The following is a 23,260-nucleotide window of genomic DNA, read 5'->3' as shown; positions in this document are numbered from 1 at the left end:
AGCAACATTATGCCGAAATCCGTGATTATTCCCGCTGGCACCAGCACCCCCATTGCCCCGTTTGTTCCAGGCACTCTCGCCCACGGCGTGGTGTACGTTTCGGGCACGCTGCCGTTCGATGAGTTTAACAACGTGGTCTATCCCGATGACCCAAAGGCGCAAACCCGCCACGTGCTCGAGACTATCAGGCGCGTTATCGAGACGGCGGGTGGCACGATGGAGGACGTGACCTTCAACAGCATCTTTATCACCGACTGGAAAAACTACGCCGCGATTAATGAAATCTACGCGGAATTTTTCCCTGGCGATAAACCGGCGCGGTTTTGCATCCAGTGCGGGCTGGTGAAGCCAGAAGCGTTGGTTGAAATCGCCAGCGTTGCACACATCGCAAAGTGAGGCTGCCATGAAAATATCTCTCTCGCCGCCCCCTTTCGCCGACGCGCCCGTGGTGGTTCTGATTGCCGGACTCGGCGGGAGCGGCAGCTACTGGCTGCCACAGCTCGCCGCGCTGGAGCAGGAATATCAGGTGGTGTGCTACGACCAACGCGGCACCGGCAATAACGCCGGGGAACTCCCCCACGGCTACACGCTGGGAAATATGGCCGACGAACTGTATCAGGCTTTGCTTAACGCTGGCATCCCGCGATTCGCCGTGATCGGTCACGCGCTGGGGGCATTGGTCGGATTGCAGCTGGCTATTGCGCATCCCGACGCCGTACGCGCGCTGGTATGCGTAAACGGCTGGCTGTCGCTGAACGCCCATACCCGCCGCTGCTTCCAGATCCGCGAACGCCTGCTCCACGCAGGTGGCGCGCAGGCATGGGTCGAAGCCCAGCCGCTGTTTCTTTATCCGGCGGACTGGATGGCGGCGCGCGCCCCACGCCTGGAGGCCGAAGAGGCGCTGGCGCTCGCCCATTTTCAGGGAATCAATAACCTCCAGCGCAGGCTACTGGCCCTGAAGCAGGCGGACTTTCGCGCTCAGGCCAAGCACGTTCGCTGCCCGGTGCAGATTATCTGCTCCACCGACGATCTGCTGGTGCCCTCCGTCTGCTCGTCTGAACTCCACGCCGCCTTACCCGGCAGCCATAAGACGGTGATGCGCCAGGGCGGACACGCCTGCAACGTCACCGACCCCGATACGTTTAACGCGCTGTTGCTCAACGGGCTCGCCAGCCTGATGCACAACCCTGAACCGGTTTTTAAGGAGTCACAATGAGCGAAGCCATCACCCCGACGGCAATGAAGACGCTGTTTACCGAGGCCAGGACGCACAACGGTTGGCAAGAAATGCCGGTCAGCGACGAGACGCTGCGCGAGATTTACGACCTGATGAAATGGGGTCCTACCTCCGCCAACTGCTCCCCCGCGCGAATAGTGTTTGTGCGCACGCCCGAGGGCAAAGAGAAGCTGCGTCCGTCGCTCTCGAGCGGCAACCTGGCGAAAACGCTGGCCGCGCCTGTGACCGCCATCATTGCCTGGGACAGTGAGTTTTACGAGCGTCTGCCGGAGCTGTTCCCGCACGGCGATGCGCGCAGCTGGTTTACCTCAAGCCCGGCGCTTGCCGAAGAGACGGCCTTTCGCAACAGCACCATGCAGGCGGCGTACCTGATTTTTGCCTGTCGGGCGCTGGGGCTGGATACCGGCCCGATGTCCGGTTTCGATCGGCACAAGGTAGACGAGGCCTTTTTCACCGGCACCACGCTGAAAAGCAATCTGTTGATCAACATTGGCTACGGCGACGTCAGCAAAGTGTATGGCCGCCTGCCGCGGCTCTCCTTTGAAGACGCCTGTGGGCTGGTATAAGGAGCGAACATGAGCACTCTGGACGTACAAACCTTTCGCGATGCGATGGCCTGCGTGGGCGCAGCGGTCAATATTATTACCACCGATGGCCCTGCCGGGCAGGCCGGTTTTACCGCCAGCGCCGTGTGCAGTGTGACCGATTCGCCCCCAACCCTGCTGGTATGTTTGAACCGCGGGGCCTCCGTCTGGCCGACGTTCAACGAAAACCGTACTCTGTGCGTGAACACGCTCAGCGCCGGACAGGAGCCGCTTTCCAATCTGTTTGGCGGCAAAACGCCCATGGCTGACCGCTTCGCTGCCGCACGCTGGCAAACCGGCGAGACGGGCTGTCCGAGACTGGAAGACGCGCTGGCCTCGTTCGACTGCCGCATCAGCCAGGTGGTGAGCGTCGGCACGCACGACATTCTGTTTTGCACCATCGAGTCCATTACCCGCCACCCTGCGCCGCAAGGCCTGGTGTGGTTCGACCGCGGCTATCACGCACTGTTGCGACCCGCCTGTTAACCCTCCTTAAGGAGATAGCTCATGGCAATGTTCGGTTTTCCCCACTGGCAGTTGAAATCGACCTCTACTGAACACGGCGTGGTCGCGCCGGATGAACGGCTTCCCTTCGCCCAAACCGCCGTCATGGGAGTGCAGCACGCGGTCGCCATGTTTGGCGCAACGGTGCTAATGCCCATCTTGATGGGGCTGGATCCTAACCTGTCGATTCTGATGTCGGGCGTCGGCACGCTGTTGTTCTTCCTGATAACCGGCGGACGCGTGCCGAGCTATCTGGGGTCAAGCGCCGCGTTTGTCGGGGTGGTGATTGCCGCAACGGGCTTTAACGGCCAGGGCATCAACCCCAACATTAGCGTGGCGCTCGGGGGGATTATCGCCTGCGGATTCATCTATACCCTTATCGGGCTGGTCGTGATGAAGGTCGGCACTCGATGGATCGAACGACTGATGCCGCCGGTGGTGACGGGCGCAGTGGTGATGGCGATTGGCCTGAACCTCGCGCCGATTGCGGTGAAAGGCGTTTCTGGCTCATCGTTTGACAGCTGGATGGCAGTGATGACGGTGCTGTGCATTGGCCTGGTTGCCGTCTTCACGCGCGGAATGATCCAGCGCCTGCTGATTCTGGTCGGGCTGATCGTTGCCTGTCTGGTCTATGCGCTGGTGACCAGCGTATTTGCCGTCGGAACGCCGGTGGATTTTACGCTGATGCAAAACGCCGCCTGGTTTGGCCTGCCGCACTTCACTTCGCCGACCTTTAACGGGCAGGCAATCATGCTCATCGCCCCGGTGGCGGTGATTCTGGTCGCGGAAAACTTAGGCCATCTGAAGGCGGTCGCAGGGATGACAGGGCGCAATATGGACCCGTACATGGGCCGGGCGTTCGTTGGCGACGGGCTGGCCACCATGCTCTCCGGCTCGGTCGGCGGCAGCGGCGTGACCACGTATGCTGAGAACATCGGCGTGATGGCCGTGACCAAGGTTTACTCTACGCTGGTGTTTGTCGCCGCGGCGGTGATTGCGCTACTGCTCGGCTTCTCGCCAAAATTCGGCGCGCTAATTCACACTATTCCCGCCCCAGTCATCGGCGGCGCATCAATTGTGGTGTTTGGCCTGATTGCCGTTGCCGGTGCGCGTATCTGGGTACAGCATCATGTCGATCTCAGCCAGAACGGTAATTTGATTATGGTCGCCGTCACGCTGGTCCTGGGGGCGGGAGATTTCGCCCTCACCATCGGCGGTTTTACGCTGGGCGGAATCGGCACGGCTACCTTCGGCGCAATATTGCTGAATGCGTTGTTGAGTCGCCGAAGAGCAGGTGTACCGCAGACTGATGCAGTTCATCAGGATTCTTGATTAGCCGTGGCGCTGTCAGCCTCCGTCAGCGCCCTTTTCTTTCTTTTCAGCTTTAACTCACTGACCAGTACGCCCAGGATGATAAAGGCCGCACCGAGCAGCGCCAGCATCGGCAGGCGTTCGCCGGCAAGACGACCAAAAATCCCTGCCCAAACCGGTTCACCGGTGTAGATAACCGTCGCGCGCGTGGGTGACACGCTGCGCTGCGCCCAGTTCATCGTGACCTGAATAATGGCGCTGAAAATGCCCAGTCCCAGGGCGACAATCACTAATCCCGGGGACATCGACGGAACAGATTCTCCCGCCGGCACCATCGCGATAAACGCCACCAGCGACGCCGTCGTCAGTTGCACAACGGTAACGCGCTTGACGTCCACTTTCCCTGCCCAGGCGCTGATCAGGATAATTTCCGCCGCAATCGCCACTGCGCCAATCAGGGTAATGATTTCGCCCGGCCCCATGACCAGCAAGCTGTCGCCCGGTCCCGCGAGCAAGATCAGCCCAATAAACGCCAGCACGATGCCGATGCAGGACATCAGCCCTGGCATTCTGCCCAGACATAGCCACTGCAACAACGGAACCAGCGGAACATACATGGCGGTGATGAATGCCGATTTGCTGCTGGGGATGGTCTGGAGGCCCCAGGTTTGCAGGCTATACCCCATCGCAATCGAAATGCCAATCACCACGCCCGCTTTCAGCTCGATTAACGTCAGCCCGCGTAAGGTTTTAAGCGAGATCAGCGCGACCGCGATGGCTGCCGTCGCAAACCGCAGACCGACAAAGAAAAACGGGTCACTCAGCGTCACCGCATACTGTACCGCGAGGAAGGTTCCACCCCAGAACATGGTGATTAAAATCAGGATCGCTTCCTGGGGTTTGATAGAAAAGGCGTAACGAGAGAGGGACATCAGGCACCAGCAGCAAGAATGAAAAGCACGAATCAATCCCGTAGTGTGCGTTGCCCTGGCTTTTTGTTCAACATCGCGGCAATAAAAAACCGCCGGGAGACCCGGCGGCAGGGGGATATTTCAGCTTATCGGACGCTGAAATGGGGAGACAACGCGCTAACTTTTGTTACTCCCATGACTATTTTTACCCCCTTTTTTGCCAGCTTCGGATGCGCGCTGAGGATCATTTTTGAAGTTCCCCCCGCTCTGCTGGCCACCTTTACGACCTGCTTCTGATGCTCTGTCACGGTCTTCAGCGAAATTACCTGACCCACCACGATGGTTTGCCATCTCTAACCTCCAGAGTGTAAACATTAGACATCATACTGCATTCAGTAAAAGAGAATTCTTTCACCTGGCGACGTCAGGCCAGCACCTTTTCATCTGTCTGCGCCGCGTGAAACTAAGCTTAGCGGAATGCACCAGGCCAGCCAGTGAACGGTAATATTCTGCAACATGATATCAGCCATTCGGGTGAGATTTCGGGGACCACATCCATAAGTTTCTCTTATCATTCATAAAAGACGATCCCGTAAAAATGTTTCATTTTGCTACAAAGAAAAATCTTAAATATATTGTTATAAATCAAAGAAATGGCTTTCAGATTTGCAGTCTGCCTGTGACGTCATATCTTTAAATGAACGCAGCGATTCGCTGCCAGCAACCCTAAACGAGGAGTAGTGCAAGATGGCTAAAGTTCTGGTGCTCTATTATTCCATGTACGGACACATCGAAACCATGGCTCACGCCATTGCGGAAGGTGCGAATAAAGTTGATGGCGTTGAGGTGGTGATAAAGCGCGTTCCTGAAACCATGAATGCGGAAGCGTTCCTGAAAGCCGGCGGTAAAACGCAGAATGCCCCGCAAGCGACGCCACAAGAGCTGGCTGACTATGATGCGATTATTTTTGGTACGCCAACCCGTTTCGGCAATATGTCTGGTCAAATGCGGACGTTCCTCGATCAAACCGGCGGCCTGTGGGCATCGGGCGCGCTGTACGGCAAACTCGCCAGCGTCTTTAGCTCAACCGGCACCGGCGGCGGCCAGGAACAGACCATCACCTCAACCTGGACAACGCTTGCGCATCACGGGATGGTGATTGTGCCGATTGGCTACGGGGCACAAGAGTTGTTTGATGTTTCGGCGGTTCGCGGCGGTACGCCTTACGGCGCAACGACGATTGCAGGCGGTGACGGTTCACGTCAGCCGAGCCAGGAAGAGCTGGCTATTGCGCGTTTCCAGGGTGAACACGTCGCGGGTCTCGCCAAAAAACTGAACGGTTAACCCCAACAGGAGGACATGCATGCCAACTCAACAATCTAAAGCTCATCACGTCGGTGAGTGGGCAAGTCTACGGAATACCTCTCCAGAAATTGCGGAGGCCATCTTTGAAGTCGCGGAATACGACGAAAAACTGGCGGAGAAAATTTGGGAAGAAGGTAATGATGAAGTGCTGGTGCGCGCCTTCGAAAAAACGGACAAAGACTCGCTGTTCTGGGGCGAGCAAACCATCGAACGTAAAAACGTCTGATCGTTCCCCCCGCCTGGGCGGGGGGTTTACTCTTATTTTGCCGCGTCGTTCATCAGCGTATTGAATTGATCAATAGGACAGAAACCGTTGGCATCGATTGGGCACCCTTTCAGCTCAAGCGTCACGCGCTGGGCGGGTGATTTCAGGGACAGCACATCGGCGTTACGTAACTGCTCTGAGCTTTGATACACATACTCAATTTTCATCAGTTCGCGATTTGCGTTCTTGTCATGCCAGCGCTGGAAGACGATTTTCCCGCCAATCGGCGTGCGCTCGTGCTGGTCATGAAGTTGATACGGCTTGAAATCCAGCGCAGTCAGCAACGAGGCGATATTGGAATCATGCCCCACCAGCACCGTAATTTTGGGTGCTTTTGCCTGATCGGTCACCAGCGCATTATCAATGTATTTCACCAGCGGTTTAGCGACGTTACGCGCGACTTCAGTCGAGGTGAACAGCGAATCCTGATAGCCATTTTTCAGCTGTGACAGCACGCGCCACTGCTGATCGGTTTTGATTTCGCCCCAGGCCACCTGGTCCAGCGGGAACCCTTCGTAATATTGCAGGGTAAAAGCATCCACCAGCGAATTGCCCACTTTCAGCGGACCAGAAACGCCCGGCTCTTTTTCGTATTCCGCGCTAAATGTGTCTTTTGCCTCGGTCAGAGAACAGACTTTTTTCTCTTTGCAGGACGGAGAGTTGGCAAAATTCGTCATCTGCTCCAGCAGCTTGTAGCTTTCATCAAGCTTCATGCCTTGCCGCTCAGTTTCCATCGCTTTTAATGCTTTTTCGCGGAATTCAGGCGAGTTATCGGTAATCACCGGGTTAAAGGTCGGGTCCATGGTGCCCATTTTTTCCTGATGATGGACCGGGACATCACAGCCAGGGAACGCGCCGGTGATAAAGAACTGCGCGGTAGCAACGGTGCGTTGCAGGCTGTTGGCATAGGTATAGACCGCGTTGGCCGGTGGACATTCCCCCGTCGTCACCATCCCCTGCTCTGCCAACCATTCACGCATGTAATGACCCATATACACTTCGAGCACGCCGCCCTTGGTGGTGAGTTGTCCGCCCGGCACTTCCCATTCTGGCCATTTGTTGGGCGTTGACTGTTCAAGGACGCTGCCGTTATTGGCCAGCGGTGCGCGCAGATTGTGGCGGCTCATGATCAAGACCTGTTGCAACTGATAGCCTTCCGGGGCGGTTTGCGCCTGTACGCCAGAAGTCATCATCACCGATCCTGCCACTGCGATTGCCAGTAGTGCTTTTCTCATCCCTACTTCCTCACGTCTTGTTATGGTCGATTTGAGTGTGACAGATTTATGACATATTTCCGGGAACCATTTCTCAAACTGATAGATAACTCTTTTTACGGCGACACAAAATGGTTTTATAATAAAACTAACAATGAAGGAGCCACCGTGAAACGAACCCGTCTTGAAGAAAGCACCTGCCCTGTCGCCCGCTCGCTGGATATCATCGGCGACTGGTGGTCGTTGCTGATTGTTCGCGATGCCCTGCGCGGTCTCAAACGCTTCGGCGAATTCCAGAAAAGCCTCGGGATTGCCAAAAATATGCTTGCCTCACGTCTCAAACAGCTGGTGGAAGAAGGCATTCTCGTGCTGCAACCCGCCTCCGACGGCAGCGCCTGGCAGGAATATGTTCTGACCGAAAAAGGTCGCGCCCTGCAAACCGTGCTGGTTGCGCTGTCGCAATGGGGAAATGATTTCCTGTTTGCTGACAATGAGTTTGGCAGTGTTCTGGTGGATGCGCAAAATCGCCGGCCGCTGCGCAGGCTGACCATCGTGTCGAACGACGGACGAGAATTGTCTCCCGAGGATGTGGTGACAAAACTCCCTTAATCGGGCTGTTTCAAACAGTTAGTGTCACCGCGTGAAGCAGAAGGAAAATATTTCGCGCAATTTGGTTGCATTATAAAACCAATTAGCCCAACCTTAATTAAGTTTCATATTGAAACCAATTAATCCACTCTGCTTCGAGGCGACACATCATGACGACCCAACACGCTACCGCATTGATTACAGGCGCTTCATCCGGGATTGGCGCCGTTTACGCCGATCGTCTTGCCGCTCGCGGCTATGATTTAGTGTTGGTCGCCCGTCGCGAATCACGGTTACAAACGCTGGCAGCCAAGTTGCGCGAACGCTATAGCGTCGCGGTCGAAATACTGGTCGCGGATCTGACCGAAGAGGCAGGCATCCGCGCCGTAGAAGAGGTCCTTCAGAGCAACGCGGCGATCGACACGCTCGTCAACAACGCAGGAACCGCGCAAATGGCCCCGTTCCTGGCGGGCGATATTACACAACATCAGACGATCAACACCCTCAATACCACCGCGCTAATGCGTCTGACTTACGCCATTTTGCCGCGTCTGGCACACAATAATCGCGGTACGCTGATTAATATTGCGTCGGTGTTGTCTCTGCACGCCCGCGCTGGCAGCGCGCTGTATAGCGCCACGAAAGCCTGGGTTCTGAATTTCACCCGCGGTTTGCAGGAAGAGTTTGCCGAAAGCGAGATCCGCATTCAGGCCGTGTTACCTGCCGCCACCGCCACGGAGATCTGGGAGATTTCCGGTGTGTCGATAAACGATCTGCCGGAAGGTTCGGTCATGACCACCGACAATATGGTGGATGCAGCGCTTGCGGGGCTCGATCAGGGCGAACTGATAACGATTCCGCCTATGCATGATGTGCAGCTCTGGGAACGTTATGAACAGGCTCGACTGGAGCTGTTTAGCAGCGCCCGCACAGGCGTTCCGGCCCCACGTTATTTCAAACGCTAATCAGTGCTCCAGCTGTCCGCCGTATTCCTGCATCCAGGCGGCCAGCGGCGAGAGCGCCCCTTGAAGCGTCAGCCCCAGCGGCGTGATTTGATATTCCACGCGCGGCGGGATCTCGGGGAATATCGTGCGTGAGACCAGCCCGCGCTGTTCAAATAAACGTAGCTGTTTGGTCAGCTCTTTTTGCGTGATAGGCGCTGCTGCGCGCAGCAACTCGCCAAATCGCACGGGTGCGTTGAGCACAATCAGTCGGTAAAGAATGGGTATCGCCCATTTTCCTGAGATCAGGCTGACGAACTGCGTCATCGGGCAGGATTCGGTCGCAGATTTTTTTTCACAGCACAGTTCAAGTGTTTCCGCCATAGCACACCGTTCGCCTCGTTAGTATCCAAATGGTACCTGGTTTCTTTTGGATACTAACGTTTCTATAGTGCTTTCTCCAGTGACATTTCAGGAGAACAGTATGAGTCGTTTAGCAGGTAAATACACCCTGATTACCGGTGGCACCACCGGGATTGGGCTGGCGACAGCGCAGGAGTTTATCGCCGAGGGGGCCCACGTTGCAGTCACAGGACGCAACCCGGAAACACTCGCCGAGGCGAAGCGAATTTTGGGTGATAGTGCCTGGGTGATCCCTGCTGATGCAGGCGACATTGCGGCGCAAAAGCAGCTGGCAGATACGATAGCTGCCCGCTGGCCACGGCTGGATGCGGTGTTTATCAACGCCGGAAATGTGACGCACGGACTCATCGAAGAGTGGCGTGAAGATGCCTGGGATCGCCTGATGGACATCAACCTTAAAGGCCCGTTCTTTTTAATTCAGGCGCTACTGCCGCTGTTGAATAATCCGTCGTCCGTGATCCTGTGCGGGTCCGTCAGCGCGCGGATTGGGTTGCCTACCAGCAGCGTTTACTCGGCCAGCAAAGCCGGTTTACTGTCACTTGCGCGCACGCTGTCGGCGGAACTGTTACCGCGCGGAATTCGCGTCAATGGCTTAAGCCCGGGTCCGGTGGAAACCCCGGCGATGAACAAGCTTGGCCTGAGCGAAGACGCGCAAAAAGCCATGCAGGGTGACATCATCAATCTGGTTCCATTGGGACGGATGGGAACACCTAACGAGCTGGCAAAAGCCGCGCTGTATCTGGCATCCGATGAGTCGAGTTATACGGTGGGCACAGACCTGCTGGTCGATGGCGGCACGGGGAGCTTGTAGTCATCAAAGGGGAGCATCACTCCCCTTTTCCATTGGCACGGTCAATAACGACCCGTAAAAACATTAGCCAAATAGCGGCAGTTTATACATGCGGAAGCACGTGATGTTATAGCGATAAAATCCGGTCTGTGAGGGCGGTATATTTCCGATATTTCTATAAAGCCCTGAGCTGATCGTAATATCCTGCAGAATTACGCCCTCTGCATTCATTTCACGAAGCGGCAGCCGCCCTTCCACATTACCGTTTCCTGGCTCTAAAGCCACATCGCTGTAGCCCGGATCGCAGGTGAGCGGCAGTCCGTTGCTGTCGAACAGCGCGCCGCCGAAGCTGACGACGATATTCCCGTTGGGCATTTCCTGCTTACAGCCGCACAAGCTGCTGTAGCCCTCTGCGCCAGAGGCGTACTCAGCCAGCATTTGTACCGTCATGGTATTCAGATTAATGCGGTAGTGGCCAATTCGGCTCTCATTGTCCTGCGGCAACACGCTATTGGCGTCAGATCGTGAGCGATAATTGCTGTTATTGAACAGCGAAATATCAATGATGCCCGGCGTCGCATTGGGGATTTCCAGTACATTGTGTTGACCCCAGTTCCAGAACACGGCATCCGCTTCTTGCGCCTGTTGAGGATCGGTAAGGTCGTATGGCGTCCCGTCGGCTCTCAAAGGTGTCAGCAAATAACGGCTCAGTTCTTCAGGCCAGTCACCGTGAGTCCCCATAATGAAGCTCAGGTCGTATGTCCCCACTTTCAGGCCAAAGACAGCACTCTGATTACGACCGGATGTGATCAATATATTATTCGTTTCGTTGATATACGCCTGGTTAATATGCAGCCAGTCAAGCGTGCCACCGGCCGTATCCGGTGGGTTAGATGGACGGGTTGCGCGACTCAACCCTAAAACCTGCACCATATCGTAGTAATCAATCTCCTCGCCGGTTTCGAGACTGATGATGGATACGCCATCCTCAATGCTGAGTCCGCCGTCAGGCCGCGAGCCCGGCATATATTCCGATGCGGCAACCAAACAGTTATTCACGCCTTTATAGGTGTAGGTGGAAGACTGCTGATATAACGAATGATGACAGGCGTTATCAAGATCGTACATGGTATGAACGCGGCCAACCATATCGAATTCATACATCTTCAGATAACCGCTTTGAGCGACAGCGGAAGACACGAAATGCCCATTTGCCAGACGCAATAAATTATTCGACGGCATCGATTTTACCGTATACCAGCGCACATTCCCTTTGTTATCCAGCGCAAGATTATTACGATCAAAATACGAGAGAAAATAAATGCCGTCAGCAAGGAGTGATTCATCGGCTGCGAGTGAATTAACCGTAATCTGCGGGAATAAATTATAGTTGGCGGGGTCGGTTGGATCGCTGACTTCAGCATCGGTCGGAGGTAAAGGCGCGGTTTCAATTAACGGTAAAAGCGTTGAGCCTGATGCAGAAATCACCGTAATCTTATTTTGAATGCCAGGCAGTAATCCGGCAGCGGGAATTAAATTCGCACCCGCCACAACAGGTTGGGAGAACGTCAAGATAGGGAATTTACCCTGTGCGTCAGATACGCTAATGGTTGCCGTATCGCTGGCATCAGACCACAGGCCAATATAAAAACTTAACGGTGACGTGGTGAAGGGATCCAAAAATACGAGGGCATTATCCTGGGTATGCGAAGTCGTCACTTGTTCCATTAAAGCGCTGTAAATCTGGTTATGGCTCACCACAATAGGATCGTCAGGATTAATCCCCTGAGCAATTGACGGACGGGGAGCGGGCGCAGCATTGACATGAGAGAGCGTCATAATCTATTTCCTTATTAATATATGATTTATGGAGCTGGACGTACTAACCGGATCCTGAGTGTATTTATTACCGTCCCCGGTTATATTCTGCCGCCAGATATTCCAGCAGATGCACAACATTACGCGGTGCGAGCCGGGTTAACTGCGGCCAAATAGGGTGTCTGAAAAGATATTCCTGAAATGCGCGTGCGGGCTTGAGTGTTGCCTGGCGAAATGACGGCCGGTTTGTTTTGCCGGTAAGATGACAGACAGCAAGATTGTAATTTCTCTGTGAATAACAATTCCATGTATCACGCCAGACAATATCCGATCTCACCGTCTCACTGCGCAGGCGTTGTGTTGCATCTAAGGACCCCTCCTCATAGACAAAACTAATGCCGCAGCGCTGCTGTGCGATATCCACACGATTGGCCATTAAGCACGCCCCGTAAATAAAGCACTCGTGCTCCAGCCAGTGATGAACCGACAGCAAACGATGATGAGTCAATGCATGTACCAGTGCAAAATGGCGATAAGCGGCAAGAACCGGTTTGACAATGGTGCCGGGGTCATTCGACCGAACATTGGCGGGACCGTACGCAATATCAAACAAAAAAGGTCGTCGACTAATGACTCTGTCCTTATCAAACACTTTTCTCACAAGAATGGGGGAAACACCGCTTTCGGCGGGCATTGACGGATACCACCATTCCGGAGAAATACCGTTCTTGAGCGCCACGTAGTTGGTTGAAACCGCGATCACACATCCTGTTTTATTGTCAGCCGTAGCAATAACGAAAAGTTTATTGTGACTGCCATTAAATTCTACGGTAAACGTGATGGTCGAATATTCTCCGCTCAATGAGCCTGTCGGCAGATGAACTTGTTCCACTCTGGCTGAAAATGCCAGCCGCATTAAATGGCGACTTAATGTCTGGCTTTTTTCTCCTAATAACGTGAAATCTCCCCCGGCGGCAATGCACTCTACGAGTGGCTGCTGTCCTGAAATATCCTTCATGAGGGTTGATTCATCCGTAAATGAGCTATTACAGGTACGACAACGCCAGCGTTGCGCGCCACCGGGTCCGCGTCCGTGACGAATCAGCGCATCGCCCTGCCCACACGTCGGGCAATATAGTAATACCTGTGGATAGAATTTATTACTTTGCTGATTAAACGCACTCAGCGCTGATGGTGATATGACCGGGAAAATATCCCCACATCCCGGGCATAATCCATTTTGTCCGATAAATTGATAATGTACCGTGTTAATCACACCAAAAAAGGAACACTATACGTTTTTGCAACAATTGACATGTTCCCATTGATTCATTGTATTTAGTCTCTATTCGCACAATGTATGACGAATATCTGACGGCGAATATCCTTCATCGAGAAGAGATTTCATCATCAGCATATAAGGCTCGGTATATCTAAAAAAGGTCTGGTAGCTGCTACAAAAATAATTGAGCTCAGCGATACCTCGTGAAGAGAGAGAAATACGATCTTTTGGGCATCCCCCGTGGCACGCGAATTTAACGTTGCAGTGCAGGCATTCGGGTGCCGCCGGTTGTTTATTTTGTCCAAATTGACGGCTGGCATCGCAGTCCAACATTTCATCGATCGTGCTGTGCTGAATGTTACCCAGTAAATGTGCGCTATTCACGAAATGGTCACACTGATAGAGATCACCATTTTGTTCCAGCGCAAAAGCGTTGCCGCACGTCGGGGAAAACACACACGTCAGCGGCGGTAAACCACACCATGCGGCAAACGTATGTTCAAAAAAGGGAATTTCTATTACGCCAATATCGCGACGTATCCAGTGATAAAATATCGTTTTCAGAAAAATACCAAAACTCGACGGCGTCACGCTGCGTTCATTTACCCCTTCGGTTGTGGTTTCCAGCAGGGGAATAACATATGATGGCTGCCTAAACTTTTTAGAAATTCATACACCCGGATAGGATACTGACTATTGAGGGCATTAACCACCGTCAGTGTATTAAACTGCACCTTGTATTTTTTAAGTAAATCGACCGCTTCCACAACGCGCTGATGGGTGGGTTTCCCAGAAACAGTTTTACGAAAAGCATCGTGCAGAACCGCATCGCCGTCTATCGAAATACCAATCAGAAAATTGTGCTGATAGAAGAAACGACACCAATCATCATTCAGAAGAAGCCCGTTGGTCTGAAAGGTGTTCAGGATCGTCTTACCTTGCGAGAATTGTTTTTGCAATGCCACTGCGCGTTGGAAAAACGCTAAACCCGCCAGCGTCGGTTCACCGCCCTGCCAGGCGAAAATAACCTCATCGGTTTCCTGAGCAGCAATATGCTGGCTAATAAATCTTGTCAGTGTTTCATCATTCATAGTGCGGGTTTTTCGTTCTGGATAAAGCTGTGCTTTTTCCAGATAAAAACAGTAATCGCAGGCAAGATTGCATGTCGCACCGGTAGGTTTGACCATGACATGGCAACTTTTCATTTTAACTCCCTTGTATCATGGCCTCATGAAATTCATCACAAGGCCATGAAAATCCTTTAGTTCCAGTCTACTGGTGTCGGTTTATCGCCTCTGGCCTTCATAAGTGAATCATTTTCAATACTGGACTGATAACGTGCTAACGCGGCTATCATTTTTTGCTCCAGCACGGGTTGTTTACCCAGTTGATTCATTGTCTCGCCACGATCCAGCTTGAGGTTATAGAGATATTTAGGTTTGCTATTGCGGTCAAATATCATCTTCCAGTCACCGTCGCGTAGTGCCCACATATCCGTCGGATCATCCTGGAACGGCATATCAATCGCGAATAACAAGGGTTGCTGCCGGTTCATCGTTTGTCCCTCAAGTACGGGCACAATAGATTCCCCATCAATAATACGATCGGTCGGCAAGTTAAAATGCGTCAGCTCTGCAAGAGTGGGTAATATATCCAGGCCGCTTACAGGCGTGTCGGTTACCGTGCCGGCGTGTAAATGCTGACCATATTTAATGATCGCTGGTACGCGTATTCCTCCCTCCCACAAATTATCTTTGCGGCCCCGTAAGCCATCCGTTTCACCCGCCATATTGAGCTCGTACCATTTACGCGCTTCACGCGTGACAGGACCGTTATCACTGGTAAAGATAACGATTGTGTTGTCCTCTTGCCCCATTGATTTTATTTTTGCGAGAACTCTACCAACTTGTTCATCCATGTAACTGATATTGGCGTAGTATTCTCCCGGACCACGATAAGGTTTATCCGCCCAGTCGGCATAAAACATATTGGGATGCTGCTTTTCATACTCGCTCATATAATTTTTATAAAATTCGAGATATTTTTTGGGTGACGCCAGCGGCGTATGGACCTCTGTGAAAGCCACATACATAAAGAAAGGTTTGTTATCTTTTTTATCGTTTAGCCAGTTAATGGCTTCCTGACTGACAAATTCACCGCTGATTTGGTTAACGGTCCCCAGCGCTTTACCGTTTCGATAAAACCCATTAGGGTACACCACGCCATTACGCGGACGCTCTTTCGCCTTATCCAGATCGCTGGTGACAAAACCAGCAGCATTGACCAACGTATAGTCGAAACCTGCATCTTCAGCCTGGGGCTGATCGTGGCGGTCAACACCGGCATTAAGATGCCATTTCCCCATCATTGCCGTGTCGTAACCCTGGTCTTTCAGGTAACTGGCTATGGTCTTTTCGTTACGCCCCAGTGCGATATTTTTATTGGTCGGGATCCAGGATCGAATCCCCGTTCTGAAGGGGGTGCGCCCGGTCAGTAAACCTGCACGTGAAGGCGAACACAGTGGCGCAGGTGCGTAATATTGCGAAAACCTCACCCCTTCCTGCGCGAGTTTATCGATATTCGGGGTTTTAACGATAGGATGCCCATATATGCCTAAATCGCCATAGCCCAGGTCGTCGGCTAAAATAATCACGACGTTAGGCTTATTTAATTGGTTCGCTGATTGCTCTGCCGCCAGAACATTTCCCATTCCCCCTGTCATGCCAATGACCGTGCTGACAAACACCGCTAACGTTGTCTTTCTCATTATCGTTCCTTATTATTTATTTTAGAAATCGTAACCGAGCATATAAATCAACTGGTCGCCAAAACCGTCGTAACCTAACTTGTTATCGAAATAACGCCATGTAGCACTGGCTTTAAAGTGGGGGTAAAATTTCCATGTTAAGGTCAACCCGCCATTAATACCGTTTTTACTGTGTTGTTGTTCGGCGTATGCGTCATTGCGATCCAACTCAAATTCATTCCAGTCGGAGAGCACCATTTTTTCGCCCCACAAATCGAAAAACCAGGCGCTTGTCCAGCCGACGACATATCCATTCAGACCAGAGGCCTGACCATATTTGCTGGAGACATAGTCATTTGAAAGATTATGCAATGCCACATAGGGCTTAAAAAAACCAGATGGACCGGACCAGCCTAAATAGCCTAATCCGTACATCATATTCAGTTCATCACCCCACGTATTTTCAAACTGACCGTAGAGTTTACCCATAAAACTGAAATCAGAATCGAATAACCGAATATGGGTCTGTGCAGAAAGCACATGGTTTCGACCTTCAACGGCATGATTTAATACGTTGCTTTCATAAAATGAGTAAAATTCCCCTTTATCAAATATCGCCCCAAAGTCTGCAGTTGCTTTCCAGACTTCCCCTCGGTGCGTATTTTCAAATCCCGTATTCCAGTTAGCATAACCCGCATTAATAGACCCATAAGAGGTTTTTAATTCCAGAGCATGCGCCTGGCAGGAAAATAAAATAGAGAGTGTGAGTAACGCTTTCTTGAAATGTATGTCTTTCATTATTATTCCTGCTCCATGCAGTATCCCTGATTAATACTCATTCCAGGCAACATAGTAATGAGAGACCTTCGGGACCAATGTGATGATTTTCACGCATTTTTTGTGGCAGGACGCGCCAAGCCAGGAGGTCACAGAATGTGGGTTTATTGCGCCACTAACCTATTGATTTACCGTATCGCTGATCCACAATTTTCTTTCACGATCCGATCTGTACCCCGCATTAACCGTTTTGTTGGTTAAATCCGCCACCGACGGGACTTTTCATCGTCGTTTTGTGGCAAGCTGACGAAACGGTTAATCCCAACGCCCTTAGGCATCGCACATACAGCGTCTACGCCTTGAGGCAAGCTGGGTTTGTTAAGACGCTGAAGATGGGTGTGAACTTATTCTGACGATCACGCAATCGAGAGGTAAACGATGTTTTCAAAAACTATCCAGTTACAGGTTACTGAATCCCCGAAAAAATTTATCGATGTCGCCCCCGTAATGTTGAGTGACGCCACGATGCTGGAGCGCAAAAATAAAGTTCTGACACATATGATTGATGAAGGATATGACGCGCTCATCATCTATGCAGATAAAGAGCATGGGGGGAATTTCGAGTACCTGACGGGTTTTGTTCCGCGCTTCGAAGAGGGTTTATTGATAGTCAAAAAAACCGGTGAGGTGACACTGATTCTGGGTAACGAAAACCTCAAGATGGCAAACTATTCCCGCATCCCGGCCACTTTACAGCATTGCCCCCATTTCTCACTGCCTAATCAGCCGATGGACCACGAACGCCCTCTCGAAGAGATTTTCATCGAAACGGGCCTTAACACGATATCCAAAATCGGTTTGGTCGGCTGGAAAATGTTTACGTCGACAACGGCGAATAATAAACACCTTTTCGACATTCCCTGGTTTATTGTCGACGCCGTGAAGAACAGTATTGCTTCGAACACTGTGCTGGAAAATGCCGCGCATCTTTTCATCCGGGGCGATCGTGGCGCAAGAATTACAAATAACGAAAACGAAATTGCGCACTATGAATATGGTGCCAATCTGGCCTCGAATTGTATCCTCGATGCGATGAACGCCGTTGAACCCGGCCTGCGGGAAACCGAGCTGGGCGCTCTGCTGGCTGCTGAAGGTCAATACCAGACGGTCGTGACTATCGCAGCGTCGGGCCAACGTTTCGAGAAAGCGAATTTTTACCCTTCCTATAAAACGCTGGAGCGCGGACAACCGCTGTCGATGACAACGGGCTTTAAAGGCGGGCTTTCAAGCCGTACCGGGTTTGTTATCGCGGATGAAAGCGAACTGCCTGACAATCAAAAAGACTACCTTGAGAGAGTCGCAAAACCTTATTTTGGCGCTGTCGCCACCTGGCTTGAAAATATCAAAATAGGGATGCGCGGTGGCGAAATGTACGATCTGATTGGGAATGTCCTCAGCAAAGAAAAATACGGTTGGCACCTGAACCCAGGTCATCTCAGTGCTGATGAAGAGTGGATGTCGTCCCCCATTTATAAAAATTCGGCTGAGACACTGAAAAGCGGCATGATTATGCAGATTGATATTATCCCCTCTGTACCCGGATATACGGGCGTGAGCGCCGAAGAGAGCATTGCTCTGGCGGATAAGGCGCTTGTGCAGAAAATCCAGGCGTTCTATCCTGAGTTATGGGCGCGAATCACCGCTCGCCGCGAATACATCCGTCAGGTTTTAAACATTCACCTCACCGACGATGTCATTCCGCTGTCCAATACCGTGGCCTATCTTCGCCCGTTCCTGCTCGCAAAAAACAGGTCATTTACTTGTTAATTGAATGAATGGTTTGGGATGTCCTCAAAGATTCAGGCCTCGTAATGAGGCCTGCTGTTGAGCAGGATTGATTGGACGTAAGTCGCACAATATTCCCTCGACTTTATTCGCTGTGAAAACGTCAAACGAAACCCGACATCCAGCTATACGGTGGGCATCTAAAAGAAGGTGTCATAGCGTGAACCCTCAGACACTTGCTATTATCCGTTCAGGCCGTCATGCGCACTCTCAGTATAGTGATGGCAATGATTATCATCGCCATGGTTATGCTATTGTTTAGGTCGCTAAAGATAACGCTCTGAGCATTATTTCCCATGATTAATCACAGGTCTGGAAGATATTTTATCCTGCCAGATGCAATAAAAGGATTTCCCATGATCGTACTCCGCCCTATGCATGAAAAGGAATTTTCAGGCTATCTGGACTATTTCATTCCAGATTATGCACAGGAAATTGCCTCGAATTATCGACTTTCTGCTGATGAATCCCTTGCAAAAGCAAAACAGGAAATCGCTACCGATCTTCCTGATGGCGTTAATACCTCCGGGCAGGTTTTGCTGTGTCTGTTTATCCAACAGGATGAACTGGACAGCCATATTGGCTACCTGTGGTACAAACCGGATTCGGCTACGCGCACAGCCTTCATCTACGATTTTCATATCTTCAACGCGTGCCAGGGACAGGGTCTGGGCAAACAGGCGCTGCGCGCGTTTGAACAGATGTTGCAGGAACAGGATTTTGAACATATCAGACTGCGAGTTGCTGGAGACAACGCCCGTGCCCGCCACGTCTACGAAGCCATGGGTTTTGGGGTCACGGGATTTAACATGAGCAAGACGATAGCGGGTTAATATTCCCTCCGGGTAGACCTTACCTCCGCCGCTTCTGGCGTCTTTTCGACGTAAAGGATCTTAACCTGCTGCCAAATTCACCATGACATCCGCCTGCGAAAGATATACGCTTTATATATAAAACATAACGGAGTGCATGCTATGGGTATTGTTAAAATTTCTGATTTGTTGCATGAAGATGTCCGTGACGCCAGTAAGGCCATGTCACGTTCTGTGAATGCGCAGGCCGAATATTGGATCCGCCTGGGAATGATGAGCGAGCTTTACCCGGAGCTTAACTATCAGCAAATCAAAATGATGATGCTGAAATCTGGCTCTGACCGTTTAATGGAGGTGATCAATGCCATCAATTCCCATTAAAACTGCTGATGAACTCGCCCGACAGCGCCATGCGGGCGCGTTGCTTGCTTCCGTATTCGAAATGCTGGACACCTTTATTGTGCCGGGCGTGACCACCCTGGAAATCAATCATCGTGCAGAGGCATTTATTGTTGATACGTTACAGTCCCGCCCCGCTAGCAAAGGTCAATACGATTATCCTTATGTACTGAATACTTCGGTGAATGAAGTCGTGTGTCACGGCATCCCGAAAGCGAACGAACACCTTAAATCTGGCGCTATCGTCAATGTCGATATCACCCTGGAGAAAGAGGGCCTGATAGCGGATTCCAGCAAAATGTACCTCATCGGAGATGTCTCTCCGCTTGCGCGTCGGTTGGTCCAAAAAACGTGGGAAGCCATGTGGCTCGGTATTAAAGCGGTAAAACCGGGTGCGAGGCTAGGTGATGTTGGGCATGCCATCCAGACGCATGTTGAAAAATGCGGCTATAGCGTTGTCAGGGAATATTGTGGACACGGGATAGGCAAAGAGATGCATGAGGAACCGACGGTGCTGCACTATGGTACACCCGGAACGGGCGAAGTGTTGCAGGAAGGGATGGTTTTTACCATCGAACCGATGGTCAATCAGGGCAGCAGCAAAATAAAAACCAAAAAAGACGGTTGGACGGTCGTGACCCGGGATAAAAAACTCTCGGCCCAATGGGAACATACTATCGCTGTGACCGCAGACGGTTTTGAAGTATTAACGCTGCGAAAAGATGAGATTATTCCGGACCACATCGTATAAGAAAGATGGCGCTCACTGGAGCGCCCTGACTCCACACACCATCCATAATCCGAACACTATAAATCAATTATCCTCCGGCACACTGTTCATTGTGCTTAGGGGGAACCATGAACAACGTAAATTACATATTGAAATACACCGAATATTTCATCAGAAAATCTCGGGTGTTTTTTATCACAGACCTGAATTATCATACTGCCACTCTGAATAAAATATCGGGAAGGCATTCCAATTTAATAAAACCTGAAACCCTGAATGAGAAGATTTGCCACCGACTTGTCTTCGATCATAACGAATTGTATCCCTTACTCGCTGATAAACTGGCAGTACGGGAATATGTCCATGCGCGCACACGGTTGGTCAAAACGATACCGTTGATTGGCATCTACACCAGAGTGGAAGATATCCATTTCAATCAATTGCCCGAAAAATTCGTTTTGAAATGTAATCATGACAGTGGCAGCGCTGTAATCTGTAAAGACAGAAATAAATTCAATCCTGTTAAAGCATTAAACAGGCTTAAACTGGCGCTCAAGAAAAAATATGTATTATACAACCCGAGAGTGGCAGTATAAATCCATAAAGCCGGTCATTCTGTGCGAGCCGTTTATCGATATATTTTCCGGACAGGCTAAAAACAGTACACCAGAGATGTTAAGAATACATTGTTTCCATGGCGTCGCGTGTTTTCCAGAAGCAAGATTGAAGAATTATTTTCTGCCTTACCGCATTTAATTTTCGGCAACGTATTATTCTTCGACGATACCCCTTGCGCCATTGATCTTGTCCTGCGTGCGAACAGTAATAGCATGGAATATTTTGACGTACCAAACGGTGGCGTAGACCCCAAGTTTTCAGAATACAGCCCTGGCAGTATATTAATGTGGGCAAACATTAAAGATGCTCGCGATTTATGTACCTTACAACAAAAAGAAATGGTATTTTCAATAGGAATGTATGAAAAAAATTGGGACTATAAATTGAGATGGGCTGATACTGCAAAGACAGGCAAGGTTATTACTTTCTAAGCATTATTGCTTAATTGAGGATTTATTTTCGTTCATTCCGATTTAAACGTGCATCGAGAAACACCACGATAATTATTTGAATAAAAAAACCTAAAAGCGCGCCTGCGATAATGCAGGCACTTTTATAATCTATTTTTTGAAGTGTAGCGCTAACATATTCCAGAAAGAACCACATGGAAAACTCCCGTTTTCCCTGTATTTTACCCGTGGATTATCAAGACTCAGTGGACCGATTGTGGAGGAATTATCAACGCCACCCCGAGTGTGGCGTAAACGCAGAAAAATCGGAGGACCCGAATCGAAATGCCCCCGATGTGAAGTTGAATATGCTCAAAACCCGCTCCACGCGATAACGGAGATAATACGGTTTAGTCTGTACCGACCTTCACTGGACTCGCTGCGGAATATGTCATGAGCAGGTCCGCATATCGCCACCAGACAAGCAGCGCAGCAAGTGCGATAACACTCAGCACGCTGAAGGCCGTAGAAAATGAGTAGTGACCCGCAATTGTCCCGGTCAATGCGGGACTCAATGACGCCCCTGCCCCCTGCATGAGCATCACCACACTCTGACCCGCATTCACATGTCCACTTCCCTGCAATAATTTCACGATAAAACCTGGCACCGCCACGCCCAATATCCCTGCCGCGACGCCATCAAGGATCTGTACCGGCACCATCATCAACGGCGTATCCGTCGCCGCGGCCATGGCGGCTCTGACTGGCATGAGGAGCAATGCGAGCATAATTAATCGCCAGTAGCCGTGTCTCTCGATTCGCAACGCCACCCAGAGCGCTACAGGGATCATCACGGCCTGAGAAATGATCACGGTGATAGCGGCATACAAACCAGGATTCATCGCGCCGGAAATCCCGGCGTTTCTCATGCTCAGCATCGGTAACAACGCCGCATTTGCCAGGTGAAAGAGCAACAGTGTTAGGCCTGTGACGAGAAGCGCCGTGTTTTTGGTCAGTATTGAAAAGCTGGGTATCGGTTGATTTTCAGACGACGCCAGTCCCCTCGCCGCATTGTTATCAATGTCCTTATTACGAATGGCAAACAGCGCGCACAGAGTCAGTACGGTCGTGCATGCCATCAACAGGAAAATACCGCCAATTCCCCAGTACCAGGCGATACCGCCACCGATCAACGCCGTTAAGAAATTCCCGGCATGGTTAAAGGCTTCATTTTTGCCCATCTGGGCGCTAAATCCGTTTTGCCCCGTCAGACCCAGCGTAATACCGGTGATAAGTGGGCCGACAAACGCAGCGCAGACACCGCTGATAATTTGGGAGAACGCGGCGATACCGTCGCCTTGACTGAACCAAATCAGCAGAGTGCTCACGGTGATCATCACGCAAAGTACGGCCAGCAGAGCGCGTTTATTTTTAGAGGTGTCAGTGATAAATCCAGCAGGCAGTGTGGCCAGCAGTCCTGCGATGCCGCCTGCTGTCATTAAAAATCCCACCTCATCAGGTTGCCAGTGACGTTCAGTGAGAAATATCCCCAGAAAGGGACCTAAACCATCACGCACATCAGCAATAAAAAAACTGGTCAGGCACAGCGCCTGCAGTGAACGAAGAGACATATTTCTCGCCTTAAATGTTGTTATTGACTCTGATCGCGACGGTTTATGCTCAGCATTCGTCCACCCCAAAACATCATGGA

Annotated in this window: 24 protein-coding genes and 3 pseudogenes; 16 read left to right on the top strand and 11 right to left on the bottom strand. The window is 51.3% G+C overall.

Features of this window, described 5'->3' with window-relative positions; genetic code table 11:
* Positions 1-9 precede the first annotated feature (9 nt).
* From rutC to rutG, 5 genes are read left to right on the top strand one after another with little or no spacing between them, the layout of a single operon-like run.
* Positions 10-396 (top strand): pyrimidine utilization protein C, encoded by a 387-nt coding sequence (gene rutC, locus ACKI5T_RS06930; protein ID WP_407436590.1) that lies wholly within the window; start codon positions 10-12, stop codon positions 394-396.
* A gap of 7 nt (positions 397-403) precedes the next feature.
* Positions 404-1,216 carry a pyrimidine utilization protein D gene (gene rutD / locus ACKI5T_RS06925; RefSeq protein WP_407436588.1) on the top strand — a complete coding sequence of 271 codons (813 nt, stop codon included), beginning with the start codon at positions 404-406 and terminating at the stop codon, positions 1,214-1,216.
* On the top strand, positions 1,213-1,803 hold the full coding sequence (locus tag ACKI5T_RS06920) for a malonic semialdehyde reductase (RefSeq protein WP_407436586.1): 591 nt from the start codon (positions 1,213-1,215) through the stop codon (positions 1,801-1,803). The genes rutD and ACKI5T_RS06920 overlap by 4 nt, the downstream gene beginning before the upstream one ends.
* A 9-nt stretch (positions 1,804-1,812) precedes the next feature.
* Positions 1,813-2,307, top strand: coding sequence for an NADH-dependent FMN reductase RutF (rutF, locus tag ACKI5T_RS06915; RefSeq protein ID WP_012016917.1), 495 nt, complete (start codon positions 1,813-1,815; stop codon positions 2,305-2,307).
* Positions 2,308-2,328: 21 nt separating this feature from the next.
* A complete protein-coding gene (rutG, locus tag ACKI5T_RS06910) occupies positions 2,329-3,657 on the top strand; it encodes a pyrimidine utilization transport protein G (RefSeq protein WP_407436584.1) in 1,329 nt (442 codons plus the stop codon).
* Here the strand turns inward: rutG and ACKI5T_RS06905 are convergent.
* Both ACKI5T_RS06905 and ACKI5T_RS06900 read right to left on the bottom strand, forming a co-directional pair.
* Positions 3,645-4,568: a DMT family transporter gene (locus ACKI5T_RS06905; protein WP_407436582.1), complete on the bottom strand. Its 924-nt coding sequence runs from the start codon at positions 4,566-4,568 to the stop codon at positions 3,645-3,647. The two genes, rutG and ACKI5T_RS06905, sit on opposite strands and share 13 nt — an antisense overlap.
* A 156-nt stretch (positions 4,569-4,724) precedes the next feature.
* Complete coding sequence (locus ACKI5T_RS06900; protein ID WP_012016914.1) at positions 4,725-4,898, bottom strand: general stress protein; 174 nt, start codon at positions 4,896-4,898, stop codon at positions 4,725-4,727.
* Between the two features lie 396 nt (positions 4,899-5,294).
* Here ACKI5T_RS06900 and wrbA point away from each other — a divergent pair, with 396 nt between their 5' ends.
* A complete protein-coding gene (wrbA, locus tag ACKI5T_RS06895) occupies positions 5,295-5,891 on the top strand; it encodes an NAD(P)H:quinone oxidoreductase (protein ID WP_059178377.1) in 597 nt (198 codons plus the stop codon).
* Between the two features lie 19 nt (positions 5,892-5,910).
* A complete protein-coding gene (locus ACKI5T_RS06890; RefSeq protein ID WP_012016912.1) occupies positions 5,911-6,138 on the top strand; it encodes a YccJ family protein in 228 nt (75 codons plus the stop codon).
* A 32-nt stretch (positions 6,139-6,170) separates the two neighbouring features.
* On the opposite strand, the gene agp is transcribed toward ACKI5T_RS06890, so the two are convergent.
* On the bottom strand, positions 6,171-7,412 hold the full coding sequence (gene agp / locus ACKI5T_RS06885; protein WP_407436579.1) for a bifunctional glucose-1-phosphatase/inositol phosphatase: 1,242 nt from the start codon (positions 7,410-7,412) through the stop codon (positions 6,171-6,173).
* Between the two features lie 147 nt (positions 7,413-7,559).
* Between agp and ACKI5T_RS06880 the strand changes: the two genes are divergently transcribed.
* Positions 7,560-8,000: a winged helix-turn-helix transcriptional regulator gene (locus tag ACKI5T_RS06880; RefSeq protein ID WP_407436577.1), complete on the top strand. Its 441-nt coding sequence runs from the start codon at positions 7,560-7,562 to the stop codon at positions 7,998-8,000.
* Between the two features lie 149 nt (positions 8,001-8,149).
* On the top strand, positions 8,150-8,944 hold the full coding sequence (locus ACKI5T_RS06875; protein ID WP_407436575.1) for an SDR family NAD(P)-dependent oxidoreductase: 795 nt from the start codon (positions 8,150-8,152) through the stop codon (positions 8,942-8,944).
* Here the strand turns inward: ACKI5T_RS06875 and ACKI5T_RS06870 are convergent, their stop codons facing one another.
* Positions 8,945-9,304 (bottom strand): helix-turn-helix domain-containing protein, encoded by a 360-nt coding sequence (locus tag ACKI5T_RS06870; RefSeq protein ID WP_012016908.1) that lies wholly within the window; start codon positions 9,302-9,304, stop codon positions 8,945-8,947. It lies immediately after the preceding gene.
* A gap of 100 nt (positions 9,305-9,404) precedes the next feature.
* Here ACKI5T_RS06870 and ACKI5T_RS06865 point away from each other — a divergent pair, with 100 nt between their 5' ends.
* Positions 9,405-10,154 (top strand): SDR family oxidoreductase, encoded by a 750-nt coding sequence (locus tag ACKI5T_RS06865; RefSeq protein ID WP_407436572.1) that lies wholly within the window; start codon positions 9,405-9,407, stop codon positions 10,152-10,154.
* Positions 10,155-10,217: 63 nt separating this feature from the next.
* Here the strand turns inward: ACKI5T_RS06865 and ACKI5T_RS06860 are convergent, their stop codons facing one another.
* The 6 genes and pseudogenes from ACKI5T_RS06860 to ACKI5T_RS06835 all read right to left on the bottom strand — a co-directional run bounded on the left by ACKI5T_RS06860 (position 10,218) and on the right by ACKI5T_RS06835 (position 16,777).
* Positions 10,218-11,972, bottom strand: coding sequence for an aryl-sulfate sulfotransferase (locus tag ACKI5T_RS06860; protein WP_407436570.1), 1,755 nt, complete (start codon positions 11,970-11,972; stop codon positions 10,218-10,220).
* Between the two features lie 67 nt (positions 11,973-12,039).
* Complete coding sequence (locus tag ACKI5T_RS06855; protein WP_407436800.1) at positions 12,040-12,969, bottom strand: hypothetical protein; 930 nt, start codon at positions 12,967-12,969, stop codon at positions 12,040-12,042.
* A 42-nt stretch (positions 12,970-13,011) separates the two neighbouring features.
* A pseudogene (locus ACKI5T_RS06850) lies at positions 13,012-13,227 on the bottom strand (hypothetical protein); the annotation flags it as partial.
* Positions 13,228-13,296: 69 nt separating this feature from the next.
* Positions 13,297-14,438 (bottom strand): annotated as a pseudogene (locus tag ACKI5T_RS06845) (anaerobic sulfatase maturase).
* Positions 14,439-14,494: 56 nt separating this feature from the next.
* The gene (locus ACKI5T_RS06840) at positions 14,495-15,943 is read right to left on the bottom strand and encodes a sulfatase (protein ID WP_407436568.1); all 1,449 of its coding nucleotides are present in this window, start codon (positions 15,941-15,943) and stop codon (positions 14,495-14,497) included.
* A gap of 78 nt (positions 15,944-16,021) precedes the next feature.
* Complete coding sequence (locus ACKI5T_RS06835) at positions 16,022-16,777, bottom strand: outer membrane protein OmpK (RefSeq protein ID WP_407436566.1); 756 nt, start codon at positions 16,775-16,777, stop codon at positions 16,022-16,024.
* 417 nt (positions 16,778-17,194) lie between these two features.
* On the opposite strand from ACKI5T_RS06835, the gene ACKI5T_RS06830 reads away from it, so the two are divergent.
* The 6 genes and pseudogenes from ACKI5T_RS06830 to ACKI5T_RS06805 all read left to right on the top strand — a co-directional run bounded on the left by ACKI5T_RS06830 (position 17,195) and on the right by ACKI5T_RS06805 (position 21,591).
* Complete coding sequence (locus tag ACKI5T_RS06830) at positions 17,195-18,583, top strand: M24 family metallopeptidase (RefSeq protein WP_407436564.1); 1,389 nt, start codon at positions 17,195-17,197, stop codon at positions 18,581-18,583.
* Between the two features lie 374 nt (positions 18,584-18,957).
* Positions 18,958-19,434: a GNAT family N-acetyltransferase gene (locus ACKI5T_RS06825; protein ID WP_407436562.1), complete on the top strand. Its 477-nt coding sequence runs from the start codon at positions 18,958-18,960 to the stop codon at positions 19,432-19,434.
* Positions 19,435-19,575: 141 nt separating this feature from the next.
* Positions 19,576-19,794: a ParD-like family protein gene (locus ACKI5T_RS06820; protein WP_012016898.1), complete on the top strand. Its 219-nt coding sequence runs from the start codon at positions 19,576-19,578 to the stop codon at positions 19,792-19,794.
* Positions 19,775-20,563, top strand: a complete 789-nt coding sequence (map, locus tag ACKI5T_RS06815) for a type I methionyl aminopeptidase (protein WP_407436559.1) — start codon at positions 19,775-19,777, stop codon at positions 20,561-20,563. Before ACKI5T_RS06820 ends, map begins: the two co-directional genes overlap by 20 nt.
* A 107-nt stretch (positions 20,564-20,670) precedes the next feature.
* A pseudogene (locus tag ACKI5T_RS06810) lies at positions 20,671-21,262 on the top strand (ATP-grasp fold amidoligase family protein); the annotation flags it as partial.
* Positions 21,247-21,591 carry a GNAT family N-acetyltransferase gene (locus ACKI5T_RS06805; protein ID WP_407436557.1) on the top strand — a complete coding sequence of 115 codons (345 nt, stop codon included), beginning with the start codon at positions 21,247-21,249 and terminating at the stop codon, positions 21,589-21,591. The pseudogene ACKI5T_RS06810 and the gene ACKI5T_RS06805, both read left to right, overlap by 16 nt.
* Positions 21,592-21,959: 368 nt before the next feature.
* Here ACKI5T_RS06805 and ACKI5T_RS06800 read toward each other — a convergent pair whose 3' ends face one another.
* Positions 21,960-23,180 carry an MFS transporter gene (locus tag ACKI5T_RS06800; RefSeq protein WP_407436556.1) on the bottom strand — a complete coding sequence of 407 codons (1,221 nt, stop codon included), beginning with the start codon at positions 23,178-23,180 and terminating at the stop codon, positions 21,960-21,962.
* Positions 23,181-23,260 lie beyond the last annotated feature (80 nt).

Source organism: Lelliottia sp. (assembly GCF_045627565.1).
Lineage (GTDB): Bacteria > Pseudomonadota > Gammaproteobacteria > Enterobacterales > Enterobacteriaceae > Enterobacter.
The sequence above is the reverse complement of the archived record's forward strand: the minus strand, read 5'-3'. Positions and strand labels throughout refer to the sequence as shown.